At 60.2% G+C, this 20972-nt stretch carries 16 protein-coding genes; 5 read left to right on the forward strand and 11 right to left on the reverse strand.

Annotation, left to right across the window (positions count from 1 at the left end; translation table 11 throughout):
• Window positions 1-7 precede the first annotated feature (7 nt).
• Entirely contained in the window at window positions 8-2719 is a 2712-nt protein-coding gene (secA, locus tag MWU54_RS09185) for a preprotein translocase subunit SecA (protein ID WP_247082423.1), read from the reverse strand.
• Window positions 2720-2893: 174 nt separating this feature from the next.
• Here secA and MWU54_RS09190 point away from each other — a divergent pair, with 174 nt between their 5' ends.
• From MWU54_RS09190 to MWU54_RS18735, 4 genes are all read left to right on the forward strand, one after another.
• Window positions 2894-3745 (forward strand): peptidylprolyl isomerase, encoded by an 852-nt coding sequence (locus tag MWU54_RS09190; protein WP_247082425.1) that lies wholly within the window; start codon window positions 2894-2896, stop codon window positions 3743-3745.
• A gap of 5 nt (window positions 3746-3750) precedes the next feature.
• Entirely contained in the window at window positions 3751-4980 is a 1230-nt protein-coding gene (gene argJ / locus MWU54_RS09195) for a bifunctional glutamate N-acetyltransferase/amino-acid acetyltransferase ArgJ (RefSeq protein WP_247082427.1), read from the forward strand.
• 3 nt (window positions 4981-4983) lie between these two features.
• Window positions 4984-5382, forward strand: coding sequence for an 8-oxo-dGTP diphosphatase MutT (mutT, locus tag MWU54_RS09200; protein WP_247082429.1), 399 nt, complete (start codon window positions 4984-4986; stop codon window positions 5380-5382).
• A 108-nt stretch (window positions 5383-5490) separates the two neighbouring features.
• Entirely contained in the window at window positions 5491-5625 is a 135-nt protein-coding gene (locus MWU54_RS18735; protein WP_281496050.1) for a hypothetical protein, read from the forward strand.
• Window positions 5626-5697: 72 nt separating this feature from the next.
• Here the strand turns inward: MWU54_RS18735 and infB are convergent, their stop codons facing one another.
• The 7 genes from infB to MWU54_RS09235 form a co-directional block, all read right to left on the reverse strand.
• On the reverse strand, window positions 5698-8181 hold the full coding sequence (gene infB / locus MWU54_RS09205) for a translation initiation factor IF-2 (protein ID WP_247082431.1): 2484 nt from the start codon (window positions 8179-8181) through the stop codon (window positions 5698-5700).
• Window positions 8178-8825 (reverse strand): RNA-binding protein, encoded by a 648-nt coding sequence (locus tag MWU54_RS09210; RefSeq protein ID WP_247082432.1) that lies wholly within the window; start codon window positions 8823-8825, stop codon window positions 8178-8180. Before MWU54_RS09210 ends, infB begins: the two co-directional genes overlap by 4 nt.
• Before the next feature lie 30 nt (window positions 8826-8855).
• On the reverse strand, window positions 8856-10472 hold the full coding sequence (gene nusA / locus MWU54_RS09215) for a transcription termination factor NusA (protein ID WP_247082434.1): 1617 nt from the start codon (window positions 10470-10472) through the stop codon (window positions 8856-8858).
• Between the two features lie 4 nt (window positions 10473-10476).
• On the reverse strand, window positions 10477-11046 hold the full coding sequence (rimP, locus tag MWU54_RS09220) for a ribosome maturation factor RimP (protein WP_247082436.1): 570 nt from the start codon (window positions 11044-11046) through the stop codon (window positions 10477-10479).
• A gap of 150 nt (window positions 11047-11196) precedes the next feature.
• Window positions 11197-11997, reverse strand: a complete 801-nt coding sequence (locus MWU54_RS09225) for an iron chelate uptake ABC transporter family permease subunit (protein WP_247082438.1) — start codon at window positions 11995-11997, stop codon at window positions 11197-11199.
• Window positions 11994-12731, reverse strand: a complete 738-nt coding sequence (locus MWU54_RS09230; RefSeq protein WP_247082440.1) for a metal ABC transporter ATP-binding protein — start codon at window positions 12729-12731, stop codon at window positions 11994-11996. The genes MWU54_RS09225 and MWU54_RS09230 overlap by 4 nt, the downstream gene beginning before the upstream one ends.
• On the reverse strand, window positions 12728-13198 hold the full coding sequence (locus tag MWU54_RS09235; protein WP_247082442.1) for a Fur family transcriptional regulator: 471 nt from the start codon (window positions 13196-13198) through the stop codon (window positions 12728-12730). Before MWU54_RS09235 ends, MWU54_RS09230 begins: the two co-directional genes overlap by 4 nt.
• A gap of 81 nt (window positions 13199-13279) precedes the next feature.
• On the opposite strand from MWU54_RS09235, the gene MWU54_RS09240 reads away from it, so the two are divergent.
• Entirely contained in the window at window positions 13280-14305 is a 1026-nt protein-coding gene (locus MWU54_RS09240; RefSeq protein WP_247082444.1) for a zinc ABC transporter substrate-binding protein, read from the forward strand.
• Here MWU54_RS09240 and MWU54_RS09245 read toward each other — a convergent pair.
• The 3 genes from MWU54_RS09245 to MWU54_RS09255 all read right to left on the reverse strand — a co-directional run bounded on the left by MWU54_RS09245 (window position 14299) and on the right by MWU54_RS09255 (window position 20863).
• The gene (locus MWU54_RS09245; protein ID WP_247082446.1) at window positions 14299-18345 is read right to left on the reverse strand and encodes a translocation/assembly module TamB domain-containing protein; all 4047 of its coding nucleotides are present in this window, start codon (window positions 18343-18345) and stop codon (window positions 14299-14301) included. The genes MWU54_RS09240 and MWU54_RS09245 overlap by 7 nt on opposite strands.
• Window positions 18346-18376: 31 nt before the next feature.
• Entirely contained in the window at window positions 18377-20167 is a 1791-nt protein-coding gene (locus MWU54_RS09250; RefSeq protein WP_247082448.1) for an autotransporter assembly complex family protein, read from the reverse strand.
• Between the two features lie 201 nt (window positions 20168-20368).
• Window positions 20369-20863, reverse strand: coding sequence for a hypothetical protein (locus MWU54_RS09255; RefSeq protein WP_247082450.1), 495 nt, complete (start codon window positions 20861-20863; stop codon window positions 20369-20371).
• Window positions 20864-20972 lie beyond the last annotated feature (109 nt).

Below are 20972 nucleotides of genomic sequence, written 5' to 3' on the forward strand. Positions count from 1 at the left end.
TAGGTGCTTACGCCAACCGCCCGTGGCAATGCTTGAACTTCTTGCCCGACCCACAAGGGCAGGGGTCGTTGCGCCCCGGATTGCCCCAGGTTGCCGGATCGGTTTCATCGAACCCGTCTGCGGCGTTTTCGGGATTGCCCACAGGTGCACTGGCCTGTGCCGCTGCAGCTTCGGCGGCCTGCGCCATCGCGGCTTGCTGTGCCGCCATCTGCTCCATCATGGCGCGCTGTTCTTCTTCCGACATCGGACGCACCTGGCCAAGCTGTTTGGACACGTCTTCACGCAGGCTGTCGAGCATGGATTCAAAAAGCTGGAACGCTTCGGACTTGTATTCGTTCAACGGATCGCGCTGCGCGTAGCCACGAAAGCCCACAACCGACCGAAGATGTTCCAGCGTCAACAGATGCTCACGCCACTTCGCATCAATGGTCTGGAGCAGCACCTGCTTTTCGATCTGCCGCATTGTGTCCGGTCCAAACGCTTCGGCCTTCTCCGCCATAAACGCATCTGACGCGTCTTCCAGCCGTTCACGGATCACTTCGGCATCGACGCCTTCTTCGTCACCCCAGTCAACAACCGGCGCTTCAAGGCCGATCATTTCCTTTATCTTTTCCTGAAGACCAGCGGTATCCCACTGATCTGCATAGGATTTCGGCGGAATGTAAGCGTCAACCAGATCGTCGATCACCTGGTGCCGCATGTCTTGCGTCACTTCTGCAAGATCCTGCGCTTCCATGATTTCGCGGCGCTGGCTAAAGATCACCTTCCGCTGATCATTCATCACGTCGTCAAACTTGAGAAGCTGCTTCCGGATGTCAAAGTTGCGGCCTTCGACCTTGGCTTGCGCCCGTTCCAGCGACTTGTTCACCCACGGGTGAATGATCGCTTCGCCTTCTTTCATGCCCAGTGTCGACAGCACTTTCTCAAGCCGCTCTGACCCGAAGATGCGCATCAAATCGTCGTCCAGCGACAGAAAGAACGACGACCGCCCCGGATCCCCCTGACGGCCCGAACGGCCGCGCAACTGGTTGTCGATCCGGCGGCTTTCGTGGCGTTCGGTGGCCAGAACAAACAACCCGCCCGCATCCTTGACCGCTTGCTCTTCGGCGTCGTGGGTTGACTCGATCCGCTTGCGGATGTCCTCGGGGTCGGCGTCAGGTTCTGCCGCAATCGCTTCCAGCACCTGAAGCTCAACATTGCCGCCAAGTTTGATGTCGGTGCCGCGGCCCGCCATGTTGGTCGCAATCGTGATCGCGCCAAGCTTGCCGGCGTCTGCCACAATCTGCGCTTCCTGCTCGTGCTGGCGCGCGTTCAGAACGTTATGGGGCAGGCCCGCTTTCTCAAGCAACTGGCTCAGCATTTCCGATTTCTCGATAGACGTGGTGCCCACCAGAACCGGTTGCTGCTTTTCATGCGCCGTCTTGATCTCTGCCACGATGGCGTCGAACTTTTCCTGCGCGGTCCGGTAGACCTTGTCGTCCTCGTCAATCCTCGCGATTTCGCGGTTGGTCGGCACCTCGACAACGCCGAGCCCGTAAATCTCGGCGAATTCGTCGGCTTCGGTCGCGGCTGTCCCGGTCATCCCGGACAGTTTTTCGTAAAGACGGAAATAGTTCTGGAAGGTCACACTGGCGAGCGTCACGTTCTCGGGCTGGATATCACAGCCTTCCTTGGCCTCAATCGCCTGGTGCAGGCCTTCGGACAGACGACGGCCCGGCATCATCCGGCCGGTGAATTCGTCGATCAGAACAACCTCTCCGTCGCGCACGATGTAATCCTTGTCGCGCTGGAACAGCTTGTGCGCGCGCAGCCCCTGGTTCACGTGATGAACGATGGTGGTGCTTTCGGGATCGTACAGAGACTGATCTTCCGGCAGGATGCCCTCTTGGTGCAGCGTCTGTTCAAGAAACTCGTTGCCGTCATCGGTAAAGGTGACGTTCCGGGTTTTCTCATCAATGCTGAAATGCTCGTCCGACAACAGCGGGATCAGCTTGTCGATGGCCACGTAAAGCTCGCTGCGGTCCTGCGCCGGGCCCGAGATAATCAACGGCGTCCGCGCTTCGTCGATCAGGATCGAATCGACCTCGTCCACAACGGCAAAGAAGTGATCGCGCTGATACATCTGGTTCAGCTCGGACTTCATGTTGTCGCGCAGGTAGTCGAACCCCAGTTCGTTATTGGTCGCGTAGGTGATGTCGCTCGCGTAGGCATCGCGCTTTTCGTCGTCCGGCTGGCGGGGATAGACCACACCTGTGGTCAGGCCCAAGGCGCTGTAGACCTTGCTCATCCATTCGCTGTCGCGGCGCGCCAGGTAATCGTTGACCGTCACGATATGCACACCGCGCCCTGTCAGCGCGTTAAGGTAAGACGGGAAGGTCGCAACAAGCGTTTTGCCTTCGCCCGTTTTCATCTCTGAAATATTGCCCTGATGCAGGAATATCCCGCCCATCAACTGGACATCAAACGCCCGAAGACCCAAGGCGCGCTTGGCCGCTTCACGGCAATTGGCAAAGGCTTCCGGCAGCAGGTCATCCAGCGACTCGCCATTGGCGTGCCGGGCTTTGAACTCGGCTGTCTTCTCGATGATCTGGGCATCGCTTAGTTTTTCAAACTCAGGTTCGAGAGCGTTGATCTTTTGAACCAAAGGGCGGGTCGCCTTGACTTTGCGGTCGTTCGGCGTTCCGAACACCTTGCGCGCGACTTTACCTAATCCCAGCATGCACTCTCTTTCAGGTTTGACATCTTCGTGTGCGGCATCTGCTTGCCCGCCTCGCACACAGCCCATATGACACAGGGGAACGACCGGCCTCGCAGAGCCATAGGGCGATGTAAGGTCCGCGAAATACAGTGTCAACGCCACCCATCGGCGCGGGCGGCACCATAAGGATAAGAGATGTCAAAACTCATCACAAAATTGTCGGCAGGCGCATTTGCCCTGCTGATGGCATTGCCAGTTCACGCTCAGGACACGCTTGATGCTGACTCCGTGGTGGCGACGGTGAATGGCACCGAGGTCACGCTTGGTCACATGTTGATGGTCCGTGCGTCCCTGCCCGAGCAATATCAGCAATTGCCCGATGACGTTTTGTGGGACGGCATTCTGGACCAGATCGTGCAGCAATCGCTGCTGAGCCAGCAAGCCGCAGACGAGGACGATAACCGCATCGTGCTGGCGCTTGAGAACGAACGCCGCGCATTGCGGGCGGCCCAGGTGATTGAAGGTGTGGTTGATGCAGCGGTCACCGATGAAACCGTGCAGAATTTCTACGATGAAGCCTATCTTCAGGGCGAACCAACCGAAGAGTTCAACGCCTCTCACATTCTTGTCGCAACCGAGGAAGAAGCGGCGACGATCATCGAGGATCTGAATGGCGGAGCCGATTTCGCGGCGGTCGCTGCCGAAAAATCCACCGGTCCCTCCGGTCCCAACGGCGGTTCCCTTGGGTGGTTCGGCCCGGGCATGATGGTTCCCGAATTCCAAACCGCTGTCGAGGAGATGGAGGTCGGGGCGATTTCGAAGCCGGTGCAAACCCAGTTCGGCTGGCACGTCATCAAACTTAACGAAAAGCGAAATCAGGAAGCCCCGACGCTCGACTCCGTACGCGCCGAGATCGAAAGCCAGCTCAGCCAGCAAGCCGTGACACGTCACCTTGAAGAACTGACAGACGCCGCTGAGGTCACGCGTACCGCGAAAGAAGAAATCGACACGTCGGTGCTCAGCAATCTCAACCTGCTTGAGGACTAAACCCCGTGGCAAAAATCACATCCGTCTCACCGCTGGCACCCAAAGCCTTTCCTGACTTACCCGTGATCAAAGGCGCACGCTTTGCGACCGCCGCCGCGGGGGTCAAATATGCGGGTCGAACGGATGTGATGCTGGCCGTGCTTGACCCCGGAACATGTATCGCCGGGGCCTTCACGAAATCGGCCACCCGATCCGCCAACGTTCTGGATTGCCAATCGAAAATCCGCCTGTCTGACGACGCTGGTGCGGCGTTCATCGTGAATTCCGGCAATTCCAACGCGTTTACCGGGCGGGCCGGGGACGAGTCGGTTCAGGCCATCTGCGCAGAGGTTGCACGCGTCACCGGCTTGCCAGCGACCCGCGTTTTTACCAGTTCGACCGGGGTAATCGGCGAACGCCTGCCGCATGATCGCATTCAGGCCAAGGTCACAGAGCTGGCCCAATCCTTGGATGAAACCGCGCTTGGCGATGCCGCCAAGGCCATCATGACAACCGACACCTTTCCAAAAGGCGCGGCTGCCAAGGTGGATTTGCCAGACGGCACCGTGACCATCGCGGGCATCGCCAAAGGTTCGGGTATGATTGCGCCCGACATGGCGACCATGCTGGTCTATATCTTCACCGATGCTGCCATCGAGCAGGATGAGCTGCAATCTATCGTGTCCCGCGTGAACGAAACAACGTTCAACTGCATCACCGTTGACAGCGACACATCCACGTCTGACACGCTGCTGGTTGCCGCCACAGGGGCGTCCGGCGTGTCGGTGTCTCAAGACACCGCTGCCTTCGAAACTGCGCTGCGGGGGGTGATGCTGGACCTCGCACATCAGGTGGTGCGCGACGGCGAGGGGGCGACGAAATTCGTGGCGATCACCGTGACGGGGGCTTTGTCTGACGCAGATGCGAAGATACACGCATTGTCAGTCGCCAATTCCCCCTTGGTTAAAACCGCCATCGCGGGCGAAGATCCCAACTGGGGCCGCGTTGTGATGGCCATCGGAAAATCCGGCGCACCCGCCGACCGCGACACGCTCAGCATTTCGTTTGGTGATGTTCAGGTCGCAAAAAACGGCTGGGTCGATCCGACCTACCGCGAAGAAGACGGCGCCCGGATCATGAAGGCCCAAGAGATTGAAATGACCATTGATTTGGGCATCGGCACCGGGTCCGCGACTGTCTGGACCTGTGACCTGACCCATGGCTACATCTCGATCAACGCCGACTACAGGTCCTGATCCATGAAAATCGTACTTGTTTCGGCTGTGGCCCTTGTGGACGCAGATGGGCGCATCCTGCTGGCCCAACGACCCGAAGGGAAATCTATGGCAGGCCTGTGGGAATTCCCTGGTGGCAAGGTTGAAGAGGGGGAAACCCCCGAACACGCCCTGATCCGCGAATTGCAGGAAGAACTGGGGATCGACACCTGGGAAAGCTGCCTCGCGCCTCTGACATTCGCATCGCACAGCTACGATGATTTTCACCTGATGATGCCGCTCTATGTCTGCCGAAAATGGAAGGGCACGCCCGAATCGAAAGAAGGGCAAACCTTGAAATGGGTGCGATCCAATCAGCTTCGGGATTACCCAATGCCGCCTGCGGACATCCCGTTGATCCCGATCCTCCGGGACTGGGTGTAGCAAACGGGAACAATCCCCACCAAATAAGCAACAAAGTTGCGGTTTTTTCTGGCAAAGCGCCGTGTCGCGATCTACTTATAAGGCGTCAAGCCTTGGGGGAGATTTGGCATGTTGAAAACCATCATCGTTGGAAGCTGCATGTCAGTGCAGGGCATTCTTGAGAAAACGCTTCCGGACGGACGCGTGTCTGTACGCGTGGGCAACCGCGTGTATACTGGTCTGCCGGTTATGCGCGCGGCCTGACAGCTTAACACACCGCTGAAACGAAAAAGGGCAGCCCGGAAGCTGCCCTTGTCATGTTGTTATGTCGGCTGATCAGTCGAGATTACGTTCGACCTCTTCACGGGTGAAGATTTCGATCACGTCACCCTGACGGATATCCTCATAGTTCTCGAACGCCATGCCGCATTCCTGACCGGACTGCACTTCAGGCACCTCGTCCTTGAAACGCTTCAGCGTCTTAAGCGTGCCTTCATGGATCACCACGTTGTCACGCAGCAAACGCACACCGGCGCTGCGACGGGCCACGCCTTCGGTAACCAGACAACCGGCAACCTTGCCCACGTTGGACACCTTGAAGACGTCCTTGATCTCGGCATACCCGATAAAGGTTTCCTTGATCTCGGCGCTGAGCAGGCCAGAGGCGGCGGCTTTCACGTCGTCCACAAGGTCGTAGATCACGCTGTAATAGCGGATTTCCACACCCTTCTGGTTGGCCGTGTTCCGCGCCGACGCATTGGCACGCACGTTAAAGCCAATCACCGGACAACCAGACGCTTCGGCAAGGCCAACATCGGTTTCGGTGATCGCACCAACACCCGAATGCAGCACGCGGACGCGCACTTCGTCGTTGCCGACCTTCTCAAGCGCCTGGACGATCGCTTCGGCAGAACCCTGCACATCCGCTTTCACCAGCACCGGCAATTCGGACACATCTTCGTCCTCTTTCGCCTTCTGCATCAGTTGCTCAAGCGTTGTGGCCGCACCCGCCGCCGCGCGCTTTTCTTTGGCGACGTTTGCACGGTATTCCGCGATCTCGCGCGCCTGCGCTTCGGTTTCGGTCACGTTCAGCACGTCACCCGCTTCGGGTGTGCCATTCAGACCCAGCACCTCAACCGGCACCGACGGACCGGCTTCCTTGACGCGTTCGCCCTTGTCATTGATCAGCGCACGGACCTTACCGTACTGCTCACCCACCACGAAGATATCACCCTGACGCAGCGTGCCGTTCTGAACCAGAACGGTCGCCACAGGCCCACGGCCCACGTCCAGCTGCGCTTCGATCACGGCACCTTGTGCGGCACGATCCGGGTTGGCTTTCAGTTCAAGGATTTCGGCCTGCAGCGCAATCGCTTCAAGCAACTCCGGTAGACCCTGACCGCTGATCGCAGACACTTCGACGTCCTGCACGTCACCAGACATTTCTTCAACAATCACTTCGTGTTGCAGAAGGTCCGTGCGCACCTTGGTCGGGTTCGCCGAAGGCTTGTCGATCTTGTTGATCGCCACGATCATCGGCACCTGCGCCGCCTTGGCGTGGTTGATCGCTTCGATTGTCTGCGGCATCACCGCGTCATCCGCCGCAACAACAAGCACAACAATATCCGTCACCTGCGCCCCACGAGAGCGCATGGAGGTGAACGCGGCGTGGCCCGGTGTATCAAGGAAGGACAGGATCGTGCCGTCCTTTGATTTCACCTGGTACGCACCAATATGCTGCGTGATCCCGCCCGCTTCGCCGGATGTCACATTCGCGTCGCGGATGGCGTCCAGCAGCGATGTCTTGCCGTGGTCGACGTGGCCCATGATCGTGATGACCGGAGGCCGTGGCTTGAGATCGGCTTCATCGTCTTCGATCTCTTTGATCACGTCTTCGACATCGGCGTCGGACACACGGGTCACCTTGTGACCGAACTCTTCGATGATGAGTTCTGCGGTGTCCTGGTCAATCGTCTGGTTCTGCGTCGCCATGATGCCGTTGTTCATCAGCGCCTTCACGACGTCTGCAACCTTTTCGGTCATCCGGTTGGCCAGCTCTGCCACGGTAATCGCCTCGGGCAACTGCACGTCACGCACAACCTTTTCACGCGGCTGGCTTCCGCCCATCGCCTTCTGACGCGCGCGCTCTTGCTTGCGCTTCATGGCAGCCATGGATTTCTGACGTCCCGACTCTCCGCCCAGCGCCTGATTCAGCGTGAGCTTGCCGGACCGGCGTCCGCCATCGTCCACCTTGCGGCGGCCGCGTTCTTCGCGCTCGTTCTTGCGCGGAGCCGCTTGAGACGGCTTCGGTCCACCCGAAGGTTGGCGTGCAGCAGGTGCGGCAGAGGGCGATGGCGCAGCGGCCGCAGCCTTTGCGGCTTCTGCCGCTTCGCGTGCCTTGCGTTCCTCGTCTTCGGCCTTTTTGCGTGCGCGCTCTTCCGCCTCGCGCTGTTCGCGCTCCTTGGCTTCTTTCTCGGCGCGCATCCGCTCGCGTTCTTCCGCGCGGGCTTTTTCAGCCGCCTCGCGGGCTGCCGCTTCTTCGCTCTCGCGTGCCTTGGCGGCTTGCAACGCCTTCAGGCGACGCTCCATCTCGGCGTCGGAAATCCCAGCGGGCCGTTTGCTGCCAGAGGCTGCAACCGCGGCTTTTGCGGACCCTTCGGTGCCGCTTTTGACCGCATTGGGTTTCGGCACAACCACGCGCTTGCGCTTCGTCTCCACCACGACGTTTTTCGTCCGCCCATGGCTGAAACTCTGCTTTACGTTCCCCGACCGGGGACCGCCGCGCAAACCCAATGTCTTTTTGCCGTCGTTATCGCTCATTTAGCTCTTATTTCCTTCCCGGTAGCCCCTGCCACCGTCTTTGCGTCAGACGCTCTGACACGAAAGCCCTTCAATCGTTGGGCCTCCTCTACAACACGTTGCGTGAGTCCACCAGCACCAAGCGCTGCGTGTATCACAGTTTGTCGCCCAAAGGCCATTCCAAGCTCATCTGCCGTAAGCCAGCCAATATAATGACCAAAATGCGGTGTGCTGAGTTTCGATTTACCGCGGCTCGACCCGTCTTCGGCCTGCAAAAGCACGTCCGCAGTTTCCTTGGCCAGAACGTCCTTGACCTTCTCGTAGCCCGAAACCGCCAGCCCTGATTTCCGGCTGAGACTTATCAGATCGGTCACACGGCGCGCAAGTTGCTGCTCGATATCCGTGATCAGCGTATCCGGGACTTTGACGTTCGCCTTGGCTGCGCGCAAAAAATGGTTCTTCTTGATCGCAGTTTCAAGGGCGTCCGGTGTCGCTGTGACCCAAATGCCCCGACCCGGCAGTTTCCCCGCCAGGTCCGGAACAAGCGTGTCATCCGGCCCAACCACAAAGCGGATCAACTCGGCCTTCGGGCGCACCTCTCCGGTCGCAATACATTTGCGATCCGGACCGCTTTCCCGATCCTTGTGTTTTCCGCCACGTGCCACGTTGGTACCGTCCTTTCAGGTTCGGTGTGCTCAGACCTGCTCGTCTTCGGTTTCGACGGCCTCGTCATCCTCGGCGTCCGCCTCAAGCTCGGTTGGATCAACCCAGCCCAGAAGAACCCGCGCTGTCATCACCAGATGCTGCGCCTCTTCCAGGGCCATGTCGAACGGCTCAAGCAGACCATCGTCCTTGATGCGCTCACCATCGACGGTGGTCCAGCCACCGGCCAGTTCCCAATCCGCGCAGGTTGCAAAATCTTCGAGTGTCTTCACGCCATCCTTGGCCAGCACTTCGATCATCTGCGGCGTCAGACCTTCAAAGTTGATCAGGCTGTCCTCGGCCCCCAACTCACGCGCATTCTCAAGCGCTTTCTTCGCCTGTGCCTCAAGATGCTCACGCGCACGGGTCTGCAATTCGGCCGCGGTGTCTTCATCAACACCGTCGATCACCAGCAGTTCGTCCACCTCGACATAGGCCACTTCCTCCAGATTGGTGAAGCCTTCGGCCACCAGCAACTGGGCAAAGAACTCGTCCAGATCCAGCGTGTCCATGAACAGCTGCGTGCGTTCTTCGAACTCTTTCTGACGCCGTGCCGATTCCTCTTCCTCGGTCATGATGTCGATGTCGAGGCCCGTCAGTTGCGACGCCAGACGCACGTTCTGACCCCGGCGACCGATTGCCAGAGACAGCTGCTCGTCCGGCACAACAACCTCGATGCGCTCCGCATCTTCGTCCAGAACAACCTTGCTCACCTCGGCAGGTTGCAACGCGTTCACCAGGAATGTCGGGATGTCTTCATTCCACGGAATGATGTCGATCTTCTCGCCCTGAAGCTCGTTCACAACCGCCTGCACACGAGAACCGCGCATACCAACGCAGGCACCGACCGGATCAATCGACCCGTCATAGGAAATTACCGCAATTTTCGCGCGGCTTCCCGGATCACGGGCAACGGCCTTGATCTCGATGATGCCGTCGTAAATCTCCGGCACTTCCATCTTGAACAGTTCGGCCATGAACTCGGGCGCTGTCCGCGACAGGAAAATCTGCGGCCCGCGTGTCTCGCGGCGCACATCCTTGATGTAGCAGCGGATCCGGTCGCCATTGCGATAGCTTTCGCGCCCGATCTTCTCATTGCGGCGCAGGATGCCTTCACCCCGGCCCACATCGACGATGACGTTGCCGTACTCTTCGCGCTTGACCACACCGTTGATGATGGTGCCTGCGCGGTCTTGAAATTCCTCGAACTGACGGTCACGTTCCGCTTCGCGCACCTTCTGCAGGATCACCTGCTTGGCCGACTGCGCCGCGATCCGGCCCATTTCCACGGGCGGGACTTCTTCGACAAACGTATCCCCAACCTTGGGATCATCCATGTACTGCTTGGCCTGCTCGACGGTGAATTCGGCTTGATAATTCTCAAGCTCTTCATCCTCGACCACGGTGCGCACACGGGTAAACGTCGCGCGGCCCGTCTTGCGGTCAATCGACACGCGGATGTCCATCTCGGACCCGTAGCGCGACTTCGCAGCACGGGCGAGGCTTTCTTCCATCGCCTCGACAACCAACCCGGGGTCGATCATCTTTTCGCGCGCCACCGCTTCTGCGGTCTGCAACAGTTCCAACTGGTTGGCGGATGTGATTGCCATCGGTTTACTCCTCTTCGGGCCCTTCGGCCTCAACCACGTCGTCAAATTTGTTTTCGTCAAAGCCCTGCGCCTTGCGGGCTTTCAGCATTTCCTTGATCAGGTCGTCGGTCAGCACCAGCTTGGCATCCGCCAGCCAGTCGAACTTGAGGCCAACCGTGCCTTCTTCGATGTTCACCAGAACTTCGTCACCTTCGACCCCGGCCAACACGCCTTTAAAGCGCTTGCGTCCGTCGATCATCTCGGAGGTCTCGATCTTGACCTCGTACCCTTCAAACGTCTCAAAATCCTTGAGACGGGTCAGGGGCCGGTCGATCCCCGGCGACGACACTTCCAAAGTGTAGGTATCCAGGATCGGATCCTCGACATCCAAAGTGGCACTGACGGCTGTGCTGATCGCCGCGCATTCATCCACTTCGATCCCGCCTTCGGGACGTTCGGCCATGATCTGCAACGTGGCTGTCTTGCCGCTCATCAAGCGGATGCGGACCAGTTCGAATCCCATGTCCTCGATGACAGGAGAGACGATCTCAGCCAAACGTTTGTCCATCGCAGCTTTCGCGATCAGGTCAGACATTGTCTTGCTTTGCTCCAAACACAAAAAAACGGGCGCGCGGCCCGTTGAAGATTTCGGTGGGTGGTGGCCGAGGCCATCACGCCGCTGTTGAGGTGCATATACGGAGGGGTGTGTGAGTCTGCAAGCCCTGACTTTGATTTCTGTCGCGCATCACGCCCGCACCTGCCGCCCCAGCCCAACAATCGTGCTCAACACGAACGCGGCGGCGGCCACCGCCACAATCGTCGGCCCTGTCGGGGTATCGAAATGCCACGACGCCGCCAATCCACCCAAGGCAGATGCCATGCCAACCCCCCCCGCAAAAACCGCCATCTGCTCTGGCGTCTTGGCAAACACGCGCGCCGCAGCCGGTGGCACGATCAACATGGCCCCGATCAGCAAGACACCGACCACCTTGATCGACACTGCCACGACTACCGCCAGCGTCAGTGTCAGGATCAGCTTCTCGCGCACCGGATCAATCCCTGACGCGCGCGCCAGGTCTTCGTTCAACGTCGCCGTCAACAGCGCCGACCAGCGCCAGGACAGCAGGCCAACCACGGCCAAGGCCCCGCCCCAGATCACCAGCAGATCCATCCGGCTCACCGCAAGAATGTCTCCAAACAGGAACGCCATCAGGTCAATCCGCACGTTGTCCAGAAACGACACCGCGACAATCCCGATGGCCAACGCGGAATGCGCCAGCACCCCCAAAAGCGTGTCCACCGCCACGTTCCGCCCCGACAGGGAGGACACCAAAGATGCCATCCCCAAGGCAATGATCAAGGCTCCCAGGAACACGGGCATGTTGAATGACAAGGCCAGCGCCACGCCCAGAATGGCCGCATGGGCGGTTGCGTCCCCGAAATAGGCCATCCGCCGCCATACGACGAAGCACCCCAACGGCGCGGCGGCCATCGCGACCCCAACGCCGGCCAGCCCCGCGCGCCACAAAAAACTGTCCAGGATCATTCCGCCGCCTCGTGTGCATGGTCGTGATCATGCGAATGGTTGTGCTCGTGCCGATAGAGCGCCAGCGCGCCTTGCGTGCCGGTGCCGAACAACGCCCGATACTCCGGCGCTGTCGCCACATGCTCCGGCGCGCCTTCGCAGCAGACATGCCCGTTAAGGCAAATCACCCGGTCCGACGCGGCCATCACAACATGCAATTCATGGCTGACCATCAGAACCCCGCATCCAAGGTCTTCGCGCAGCGTTTCGATCAACCGGTAAAACTCCGCCGATCCCGGCTGGTCCAATCCTTGCGTCGGCTCATCCAGCACCAAAACCTGCGGATCATCAATGATCGCCCGCGCCAGCAACACGCGCTGCATCTGCCCGCCGGACAAATCCGCCACCTGCCTGTCTGTAAGGGAGGCAACACCTGTCCGCTCCAGCGCGCGCAGGGCCACATCCCGGCTCACCCGCTTGGGCAGGCCCAGAAACCGCAAAACGGGCAGGGGCAGCGTCGGATCGATATGCAGCGTCTGCGGCACATACCCCACGCGAAGCCCATCCATCCGGGTGACACGCCCCTTCGACGGCACAACCGCCCCCAGAAGTGTCTTCAGCAATGTCGACTTGCCCGACCCGTTAGGTCCGACAATCGTCACGATCTCGCGTTCGGACAATGACAAAGACACGTTGGCAAGGATTACCGATCCCCCCAACCGCACCGTCACGCCCTTGGCTTCAATCAGGCTCATGCCGCGGCCTGACATTTCGGGCACAAACCCTCGCATTCAATCACCATGCTCTCGATCAGAAACCCCGACGCCTTTGCCGCCTCTCCCAAAGCGACCCGCGCGCCTTGCGCTTCGGCCACGCCATTGCAATCGCGGCAAATCAGAAACGCAGGTGCATGATCCTCGCCCGGATGCGTGCAGGCCACAAAGGCGTTCAGCTTTTCGATCTTGTGCGCAAACCCATGCTTCACCAGGAAATCCAACGCGCGATAGGCCACGGGTGGCTGCGATCCCAGCCCTTCGCGGCGCAGCACATCAAGGATCTCGTAAGCCCCAAGCGCCTGATGCTCCTGCAAAAGGATTTCCAGAACACGCCGACGCACCGGCGTGAGCTGCAACCGCTCGGCCGCGCACTGCGCTTCCACCTCTTCCACGGTCTTGGTGATACAGGCGCTATGATCGTGGTCCGCGAACCCAAAATGTTGCATCGCATTCTCCGTTTGACGAGAGTGTTATGATATTACATATCGGAACTCAAGTCCCCGCTGATTCTAACAAACAGGTCGCTCATGATCCGTATCACATCTCTCGCTCTTGTCCTGACGTCCACAGCCACTCTGGCCCATGCCGATATGCCTCGCATCGCGACGGACATCGCCCCGGTACATGGCCTAGTCTCCATGGTGACAGGCGATCAGGCAACGCCAAGCTTGCTCATTGATCCGTCCGCCAGCCCTCACACCAACGCGATGCGTCCTTCAACAGCTGCCGCTTTGCAAGAGGCCGATGTGGTGTTCTGGATGGGGGATGCCCTGACACCATGGCTTGAAACCCCGATCGAAACGCTCGCGCCAGACGCCCGGCACAGCGCGCTGCTGTCCGTCGAAGGCGCAACCCTGCGTTCGTTCCGTGACACCGCTGCGTTTGGCGCAGACGAGGGCCATGATGACCATGACCACGGCGACCACGCGCATGATGAGGAAGAGCACAACCACAACGACGACCACGCTCACAGCGACGACCACGCACATGACGACGACCATGCGCACGAAGGCCACGAGCACGAAGGCCACGATCACGATGGCACAGACCCGCACGCATGGCTTGATCCGGCCAATGCGCAGGTCTGGCTGACACACATCGCCGCGATCCTGTCCGAAATCGATCCGGACAATGCCGCAACCTACACCGCCAATGCATCCGCCGCCAAAGCCACAGTTGCCAAAGAAACCGACGCCGCCCGCGCGCGACTTGCGCCACTTCAGGGCAAACCCTTTGTCGTCTTCCACGACGCGTATCACTATTTCGAGGCGCAGTTCGGGCTAAGCGCAACCGGGGCCCTGTCGCTCAGCGACGCCGTTCCGCCCAGCCCGTCTCATGTCGCGGAAATCCAGGCCAGGATCAGGGATCAAAACGTCGTCTGCGTCTTTTCTGAGCCGCAATACAGCGACCGCCTGGTGCAAACCGTGATCGACCGGACCGATGCGCGCACTGTAGAGCTTGACCCGCTGGGCGCGCAGATTGACCTTGGCGCGGCTTTCTATCCGGCTTTGCTTCGGGACATGACGACCCGTTTCGCGGAGTGTCTTCAGTAATCGCGTTCGAAAAAGATCCCGAGGGAGGAGTTGCCTTCATTGTCAACGCTTCCCCGGGCGGTCAAGCTGCGGGTGATGTCGAGGTTGATGCTCAACTCGGTCCGCCCGCCGCTCTCGACCACCACATCGGAATAGACGTTTTCCGTGATGTACTTGCCGGCGCGCACGGCCGTTCCGCCATCATCGGTCCGCGCGAGGTCAAGATCGTCCAACCCGAACCCGTCGCGCAAATCGGTCAGCAACCCGCCAGCGCCGCCACCCGCAAGGGTTGCCACGGCATTGGCCAGTTCCAGCGCCTGCAAAGGGGACAGATCCGACAGGCTGCGACCGAACAAAAGCTGGGCCAGAACTTCGTCTTCGGGCAGTTCCGGCGAAGATGAAAACGAAATATCCGGCGACGACACCGGCCCATCAAGGACAACCTGCACTTCGATGCCATTCGCTTCGGTCGTTGCAACAAACCGCAAGACCGGGTCGAAACTCCCGCTAAGCTGAATGCGCCCTTCGTTCAGGACGAACCGCTGATTGAGGATGTCCAGCCGACCGCGCACCAGCTCAAACCCCCCTTGCGGAATAATGTTCGAGGTTGTGCCCGTCAGCCGCAATTGTCCGCCAAGTTCGGCGTCCAGTCCCCGACCGCGCACAAAGATCCGGCTGGGTGCGGACAGGGTCAGGTCCAGCCGCGTTGTCGATTGCCGACCCACCGCGATCTCCTCTTCGGCGGTGTTGCTTAACCCGGCCCGCTCGATCGTGCGCATCACCGGGCGGGTGGCCCCCAGATGCTTGATATTCGGGATGTCATTCAGCGCGGATATGCTCGAGGACGGCACCTGTATTTCCGTCTCACCCAGCCGCAACGTCCCGGCGATCAGCAGGTTGCGCGCAATCTGCCCGGTGACGTTGACCGTGCCATCCACGCTGGTGTCATAAAGTTCCACGTCGCGCACACCGAACCGGTTAAATGTCGCCGTCAGACTGGTGTCAAACGAACTCAGCCCGACCCGTCCGTTCACGTCAATCGACCCACCGTTATTCCCGGCGGCGTCCAGCGCGATTTGAGCAGCCCCGTTTTGCAATGTGATCTGCCCCGTGATCGGCTGCAGGATGATCCCCAGCGTTGGCGCGCTCAGTTCGGCCTGCGATGGCGTGATGGTGCCGGACAAGCTGCTGACTGCAAGCGGCCCGTTCAACCTCAGATCCAGCGCCGCCCGCCCATTCAGACGCCGTGGTTCAATAAACGCGTTGGCAAGTCCAAGCGCAGCATTGCCGTTGATCGACAGGTTGGCGCGCGACGCATCGACAACCGTTCCATCCACCCGAAGGTCCGCCCCACCGGGTCCGGTCACATCGACATCCACGATATACCCCGACGCCTGTTGTCCAATCGTCCCGTCCACGGTCAGTGCTCCGGGAAAGTCCGGCGCAATCAACGCCATGTCACGCAAGGTAGCATCAATGTTCAGATCGCTCAGCGGTCCGCTGATCTCTGCGGTGATTTCGGGGTTTGACAGCGTTGCGCTCAACCGCTCCAGCGCGGTGTCCTGCCCGTTCGCCGCAAACTCGAACCGCGTCACACCCACCAAAAGCCGATCAAGGATGTCATTGCCAATGCCCAAGCCGGACCCTTGCCCGCTTGCCGACACCTGAAACGCGTCCGCGCTTTGATAGGTGGCGGTCACGTCCATCTGGGCTTGCCCCCGCAAGGACTGTCCCGCCAACCCGGACAATGGCGCAAGGCTCTGCGCCACAAGCGACGCGGATCCTTGCACATCTGGCGCAGTTGTCAGCTCGGTTATAAGCGCCGATCCGGTTACGTCGATCGACCCGGTCTCGACCGAAAGCGCCGTGATCGCCAACCGATCCGCCGCCTGCTGCCAGTCAAAGGACGCAGACACAGTCGGCGCCCGTCCCAGCGCTTGCGCGATGCCAGGATCAGCGAACCGTATGCCGGACCCGGAGGCCAGCAATTGCCCGTCGGCGGCTGTCACCGCACCGCTTTCGCTTTGCGACAGGTTCCCTTCTCCGGCCAGATCAAGACCCACCGCCGACAGGATCGACGACTGCACATTCGCCGCCTTGATATCCGACACCCAGGTGCCATTCGGTCCCCCCGTGGCCGACACGATGACCGTGCCTTCTTCAAGCTCAAGACCACCGGCCACAGGCAAGCGCACAGTGCCGGAGGCGTTTGATAGCTTGGCGGTCACTTCCGTGGTCACAAGTCGCGCACCCTCCAGTTCGACTGACCCGTTCAAGACCGCCGTCCCTTCGGCTTCGCCGGGAAACACGCGGTCCAGGTTTGCAAGACGCCCGTCAAACCGCAGCGCACTGCGCCCGGATGTGAGTTGCCCCGTCGCATTGATCGTCGTTGCAGAGGTGGTGACCCGCAAAGATCTGAGCGTTGTGCCCGTCTCGTCCCGGCGCGCATCCAACCGCGCGGCCCCAACCCCCGACAGGATGCGATCCGCCACATTCTGCCCAACCGACAGATCCAATGTCGTTCCATCGACAATAAGGTCGAACGCACCTGAAATCGGCCCAACGGCCCCATCAATGGTGACCTCCACCCGGCCATCCAGATCCCGCCCGGCCAACGTGGAAAACCGCGTGATATCCTGCGCAATCAGCCTGAGGTCCAACGCCAGCGGTATGGTCTCCTCGGACTGCCAGGTTGCAGTGCCGGTGACACCGTAATCCGCGCCATTGGCCTCCAGTTCGGTGATCCGCACAGGCGCACCACGCTGGTAATCAATCTGCGCGCCACCGGTCAGGTCGGTGCCAACAGCTTCGGCCAAACCCGGATCGGTCAGACGCAGCGCCTCCGCGTTCCAATCCAGATCCAGCGCCAGCTTCCCGGTCTCGGAAAAGCTGTGTTGGTCCAGCGTGCCGCGCCCGGTGAGTGTCAGCGCCCCGAGCGTCGCCGCCGGTGTCCGGACATCCTGCACCCGCGCGTCAAACGTGATCTCGTCTGCAAATGCGGCGTCAAACGTGACCGACTGCACCTGATTCGCCCCGCCGCCAAACGGCAACACCACCAGATCCCCACTCGGATCAGCAATCTCGCCCTTTGCATCCAGCGATTCCAACCACATGGTATCCGAAATCGCCGCCGTTCCAGAGACCGACAGCTTCGCCGCATTCAGGTCAAACGTCGGAAGAACAATCCGCCCCGAGGCCTCGCGTTGAATCTCTGCCTGCAAGCCGACCTGCGCGCCGAAAAACGGCTGTATTTCCTCTGTCAAAAGCGGGGTTGGGTCGCCCGTGATGTCAACCTCGACGTTCCAAGCCTCGCTGTCTTGCGGCGCAAGGATTTCAACGGTGCCGGTGATCCGTGGCTGACCATCGGTATCCAGCGAAATATTGGCAACAAAATCGTCAACCTGACCGTCCCCTTGCACGGTCAAGGCCAATGCAGGTTGCCCCGGGATGTTCAGAAGCCGCGCCGCGATCCCGTTGGCCTCTTCCTCGGCCGTCAAATCAACGGTCAAATCGCGCGAGGACGGATCAAACCCGGCGGCCAGGCTGATCTGGGCCGCCTCACCGTCAATCCGCTTCAGATCAAACTGAATGTCCGCACCGCCATCGGCCAGCGCCGCCGATCCTGACACCGTCAGTTCCACGTCTTCGCCCAGCACAGGCGCACCGATAAAGGCCGACGTGACGGCGATCTCGCCAATGTTCACCGACACCGGCAGGTCCGGAATGGTAAACGGAGTTGCTTCGGCACTGGGCGTTTCCGCTTCCACGTTGGGAGGTCGGGCAAACACCACGCGCTCGGCGCTGAAACGGTCCACTTGCACCCGTCCGCGCAGCAGTGACAGACGGCTCCAATCCAGCACGATGGTTTCTGCACGAAACCACTCACCATCCTTGTCGGAAATCGTCAGCCGCTCGATGGTCGCTTCGCTTGACAGCGCCCCGTCAAACCCCACGATCCGTACGTCATGCCCGTCCCCGGACAGCGAGTCCTGCAATAGATTGGCCAGAAAACCGACATCCTCGTCCTCATCCTGCGCCATCGACGCAACGGGGATCCACATCAGCAGTAAAAGTGAAAGAAATACCCGCATCTCAGAAGGCCTGCCCTATGCCGATATAAATTTCGAAATTCTGCCCGGCCTCATCCCCCGTGGTTGGGGTTGCCACATCCAGCCGGATCGCACCGATTCCGGTGATGTACCGAAGCCCAACCCCTGCGCCGCCATGCCAGTCGCTCTCACCGGCAAAGCCGCTTTCATCGGTGATGAACCCGGCATCGTAAAACCCGACAACGCCGATATTGTCCCGCACCATTGCGCGCAGTTCGGCAGACACGGCGGCAAAGCTCTTGCCGCCGGTGAATTCGCCGTTATCGGCCGTCACACCCAGCGATTGATAGGGTTGCCCGCGCACCGTGCCGCCCCCGCCCGAGTAAAACAGGTAATCCGGCACCGTTTCCGACAGGCTTGGCCCCCAGACCGATCCGATCTGCGCGCGCCCCGCCAGCACGAAGCGGTCGCCTTCGCCAAAGCCCACATAGGTGCGCGCATCAGATGTCAGGCGAAACCCGCTTTCGGTGTCATCCAACCCCAGGAACGGCGTACCCTGAGCATCAATGTAAAACCCGCTCGTCGGGTTCAACGCGTCATTCCTTGTGTCGTAAACCGCGCCCAGGGTCGCCAGAAGCAGCTCGAACTCCCGCTCGCCAAACGCGTCCTCGGTATCCGTGTAGCGATAGCCAAGTTCCAGACTGCCGCTCAGCGTATCGGAAAACCGGTGCAGCAAACCCGTTGCAAGTCCAACCTGTGTGCTCTTGAAGCCGGGCTCTTCCAGCCGCTCTATACCGGTTTTCAGATAAAATTCGGTATCCCGCGTAAAGGTCGATGGCCGCCCGTAGGTCAGAGACAGCTTGTAATCGACATCGTTCTCGTTGGTGCCAATGCCTGCAATTTCGCCATCCACCCGGAGGCGTTCGGCCCCGCCAAAGAAATTCCGGTGCAGCCAGAACGCACTGATCTTGCCGCCTTCCTGCGTCGACACTTCCGCGCCAAAGCCAAACCGCCGGGGTTTCTGATCCGCCACCTGAATGGCCACGTCCAGCGTGCCATCCGCATTCGGCGTTTCGGCTTCGGATACCGCCACCGATGTGAACACACCGGTCTGGCGCAATCGACGCTCCGCCCCCGCGATTTCATCGGGGTCAAACACCTCGCCTTGCGGAAGCCCGGCAATCTCGCGGATCCGGGTGCGCCGCACGCTTTCGCTGCCGGTCACCTCAACATTGCCGAACCGCAATCGCGGACCGGGGTCGAGCCCCAGCGTCACATCAAGTTCTCGCTTCGGATGATCGGCAAAAATCTGTTGTTCAGACAGGCGCGCCTTGGCATGCCCGTCCTGCCGCCACGCCGCGATACCGGCGCGCGTCGCGTCCTGAACCGGGCGCGTCCCAGCGCGCGCGCCTTCGCGAAAAGTCTCAGGTACCTCGGTTCCCTCGGCCAGCGGGCCAATCTCGGCGCGTCCAAAGGTGAATCTCGGTCCCGGATCCACGTCCACGACAATCTGGGCGATAGATCGCGGTGCCTCGAACGGTGAAATATCCGCCGCTTCCCGACCGTCGATGCGGATCGAGATTGTCGGGCCAAACCGTCCGCCATCATACAGCGCCCCCAGAATTCGCGCATAATCGGCCTGCGCGGCAGCAACCAGTGACTGCGGTGTGGCGTCGTCCGCGTCTTTCAGGCTCCACATCGACATGGCGGCTTTAAGCTCGCTACGCAGCTCATCACTGCCACCAGAGACATTCAGATCAAGGTCTTGGGAGAACCCGAAAGATGGAATCAACGCCACCAACGCGCCCAGGATCGTGCGGTTCAGCCCGGTCATTCGCCCATACCTTTTTTCCTTGCCTCACCACACTCTAACAGCCGAACGATTCGCGGCGCAAATGAGTTCCATCGGGCAGGGATCACAAAACTGAAACTGTGACGGCGCAAATAGAAAAAGCGCGCATGGCGTGGGGCCACCATGCGCGCAAGGTGCGGGGCGCGTCAAAGGACCAAAGTCACCCCGTAGGCCCGACCCGGATCAGTTCCGGGCGAGCGTATATCCACGGTGCCGCAAGCACGGCAGCGCATAGGCCCGGCGGGTGCCGCGTTGCGTGGCAACCTTCATCCGGCACGCCCGGGGCAGGGCGCGCGCGCTGTTGTAGTTCCGCTCAAGACACCGGCCCATGACCACGCGTTTCACATGACCGCCCTCGATCCGGCGGACGCATTTCCGCGGCAGGGCGGTGTACCGGTCAAACTGATGCCTGTGGCGGGGCACAACCTTCGGGATAGGCTGGTGGTCAATCACATTGGGGTGGGTGTAGTGCTTTTTCACCGTCTTTTTCTTGTGGGTCTTGTCCTTCCGATCCTTGTCCCGAGAGTTTTCAATCGCTTTTCCAATGATGAAAATCGTGGCCGCTCCGGCCAGCAGCTTGGCGATATCGTCCTCCGACGCCGCCCGTGCAGGCGCGGCAGAGAACCCTGCAATGGCGGTTGAAACAGCAAGAACCGCAGCGATGAATTTGCGTGACATGATCGGTTTCCTTTCCCGGTCTGGTGAAGCCAGTAGCGGCAGCGATAAGGGGCAAGGACGCAAACGGCCTTTGCCGGTGACGCTCATTGCGGGGCATCCGGGAAAGTCA

It is taken from the genome of Marivita sp. S6314, assembly GCF_023015985.1.
Taxonomy (GTDB): Bacteria; Pseudomonadota; Alphaproteobacteria; order Rhodobacterales; family Rhodobacteraceae; genus Marivita.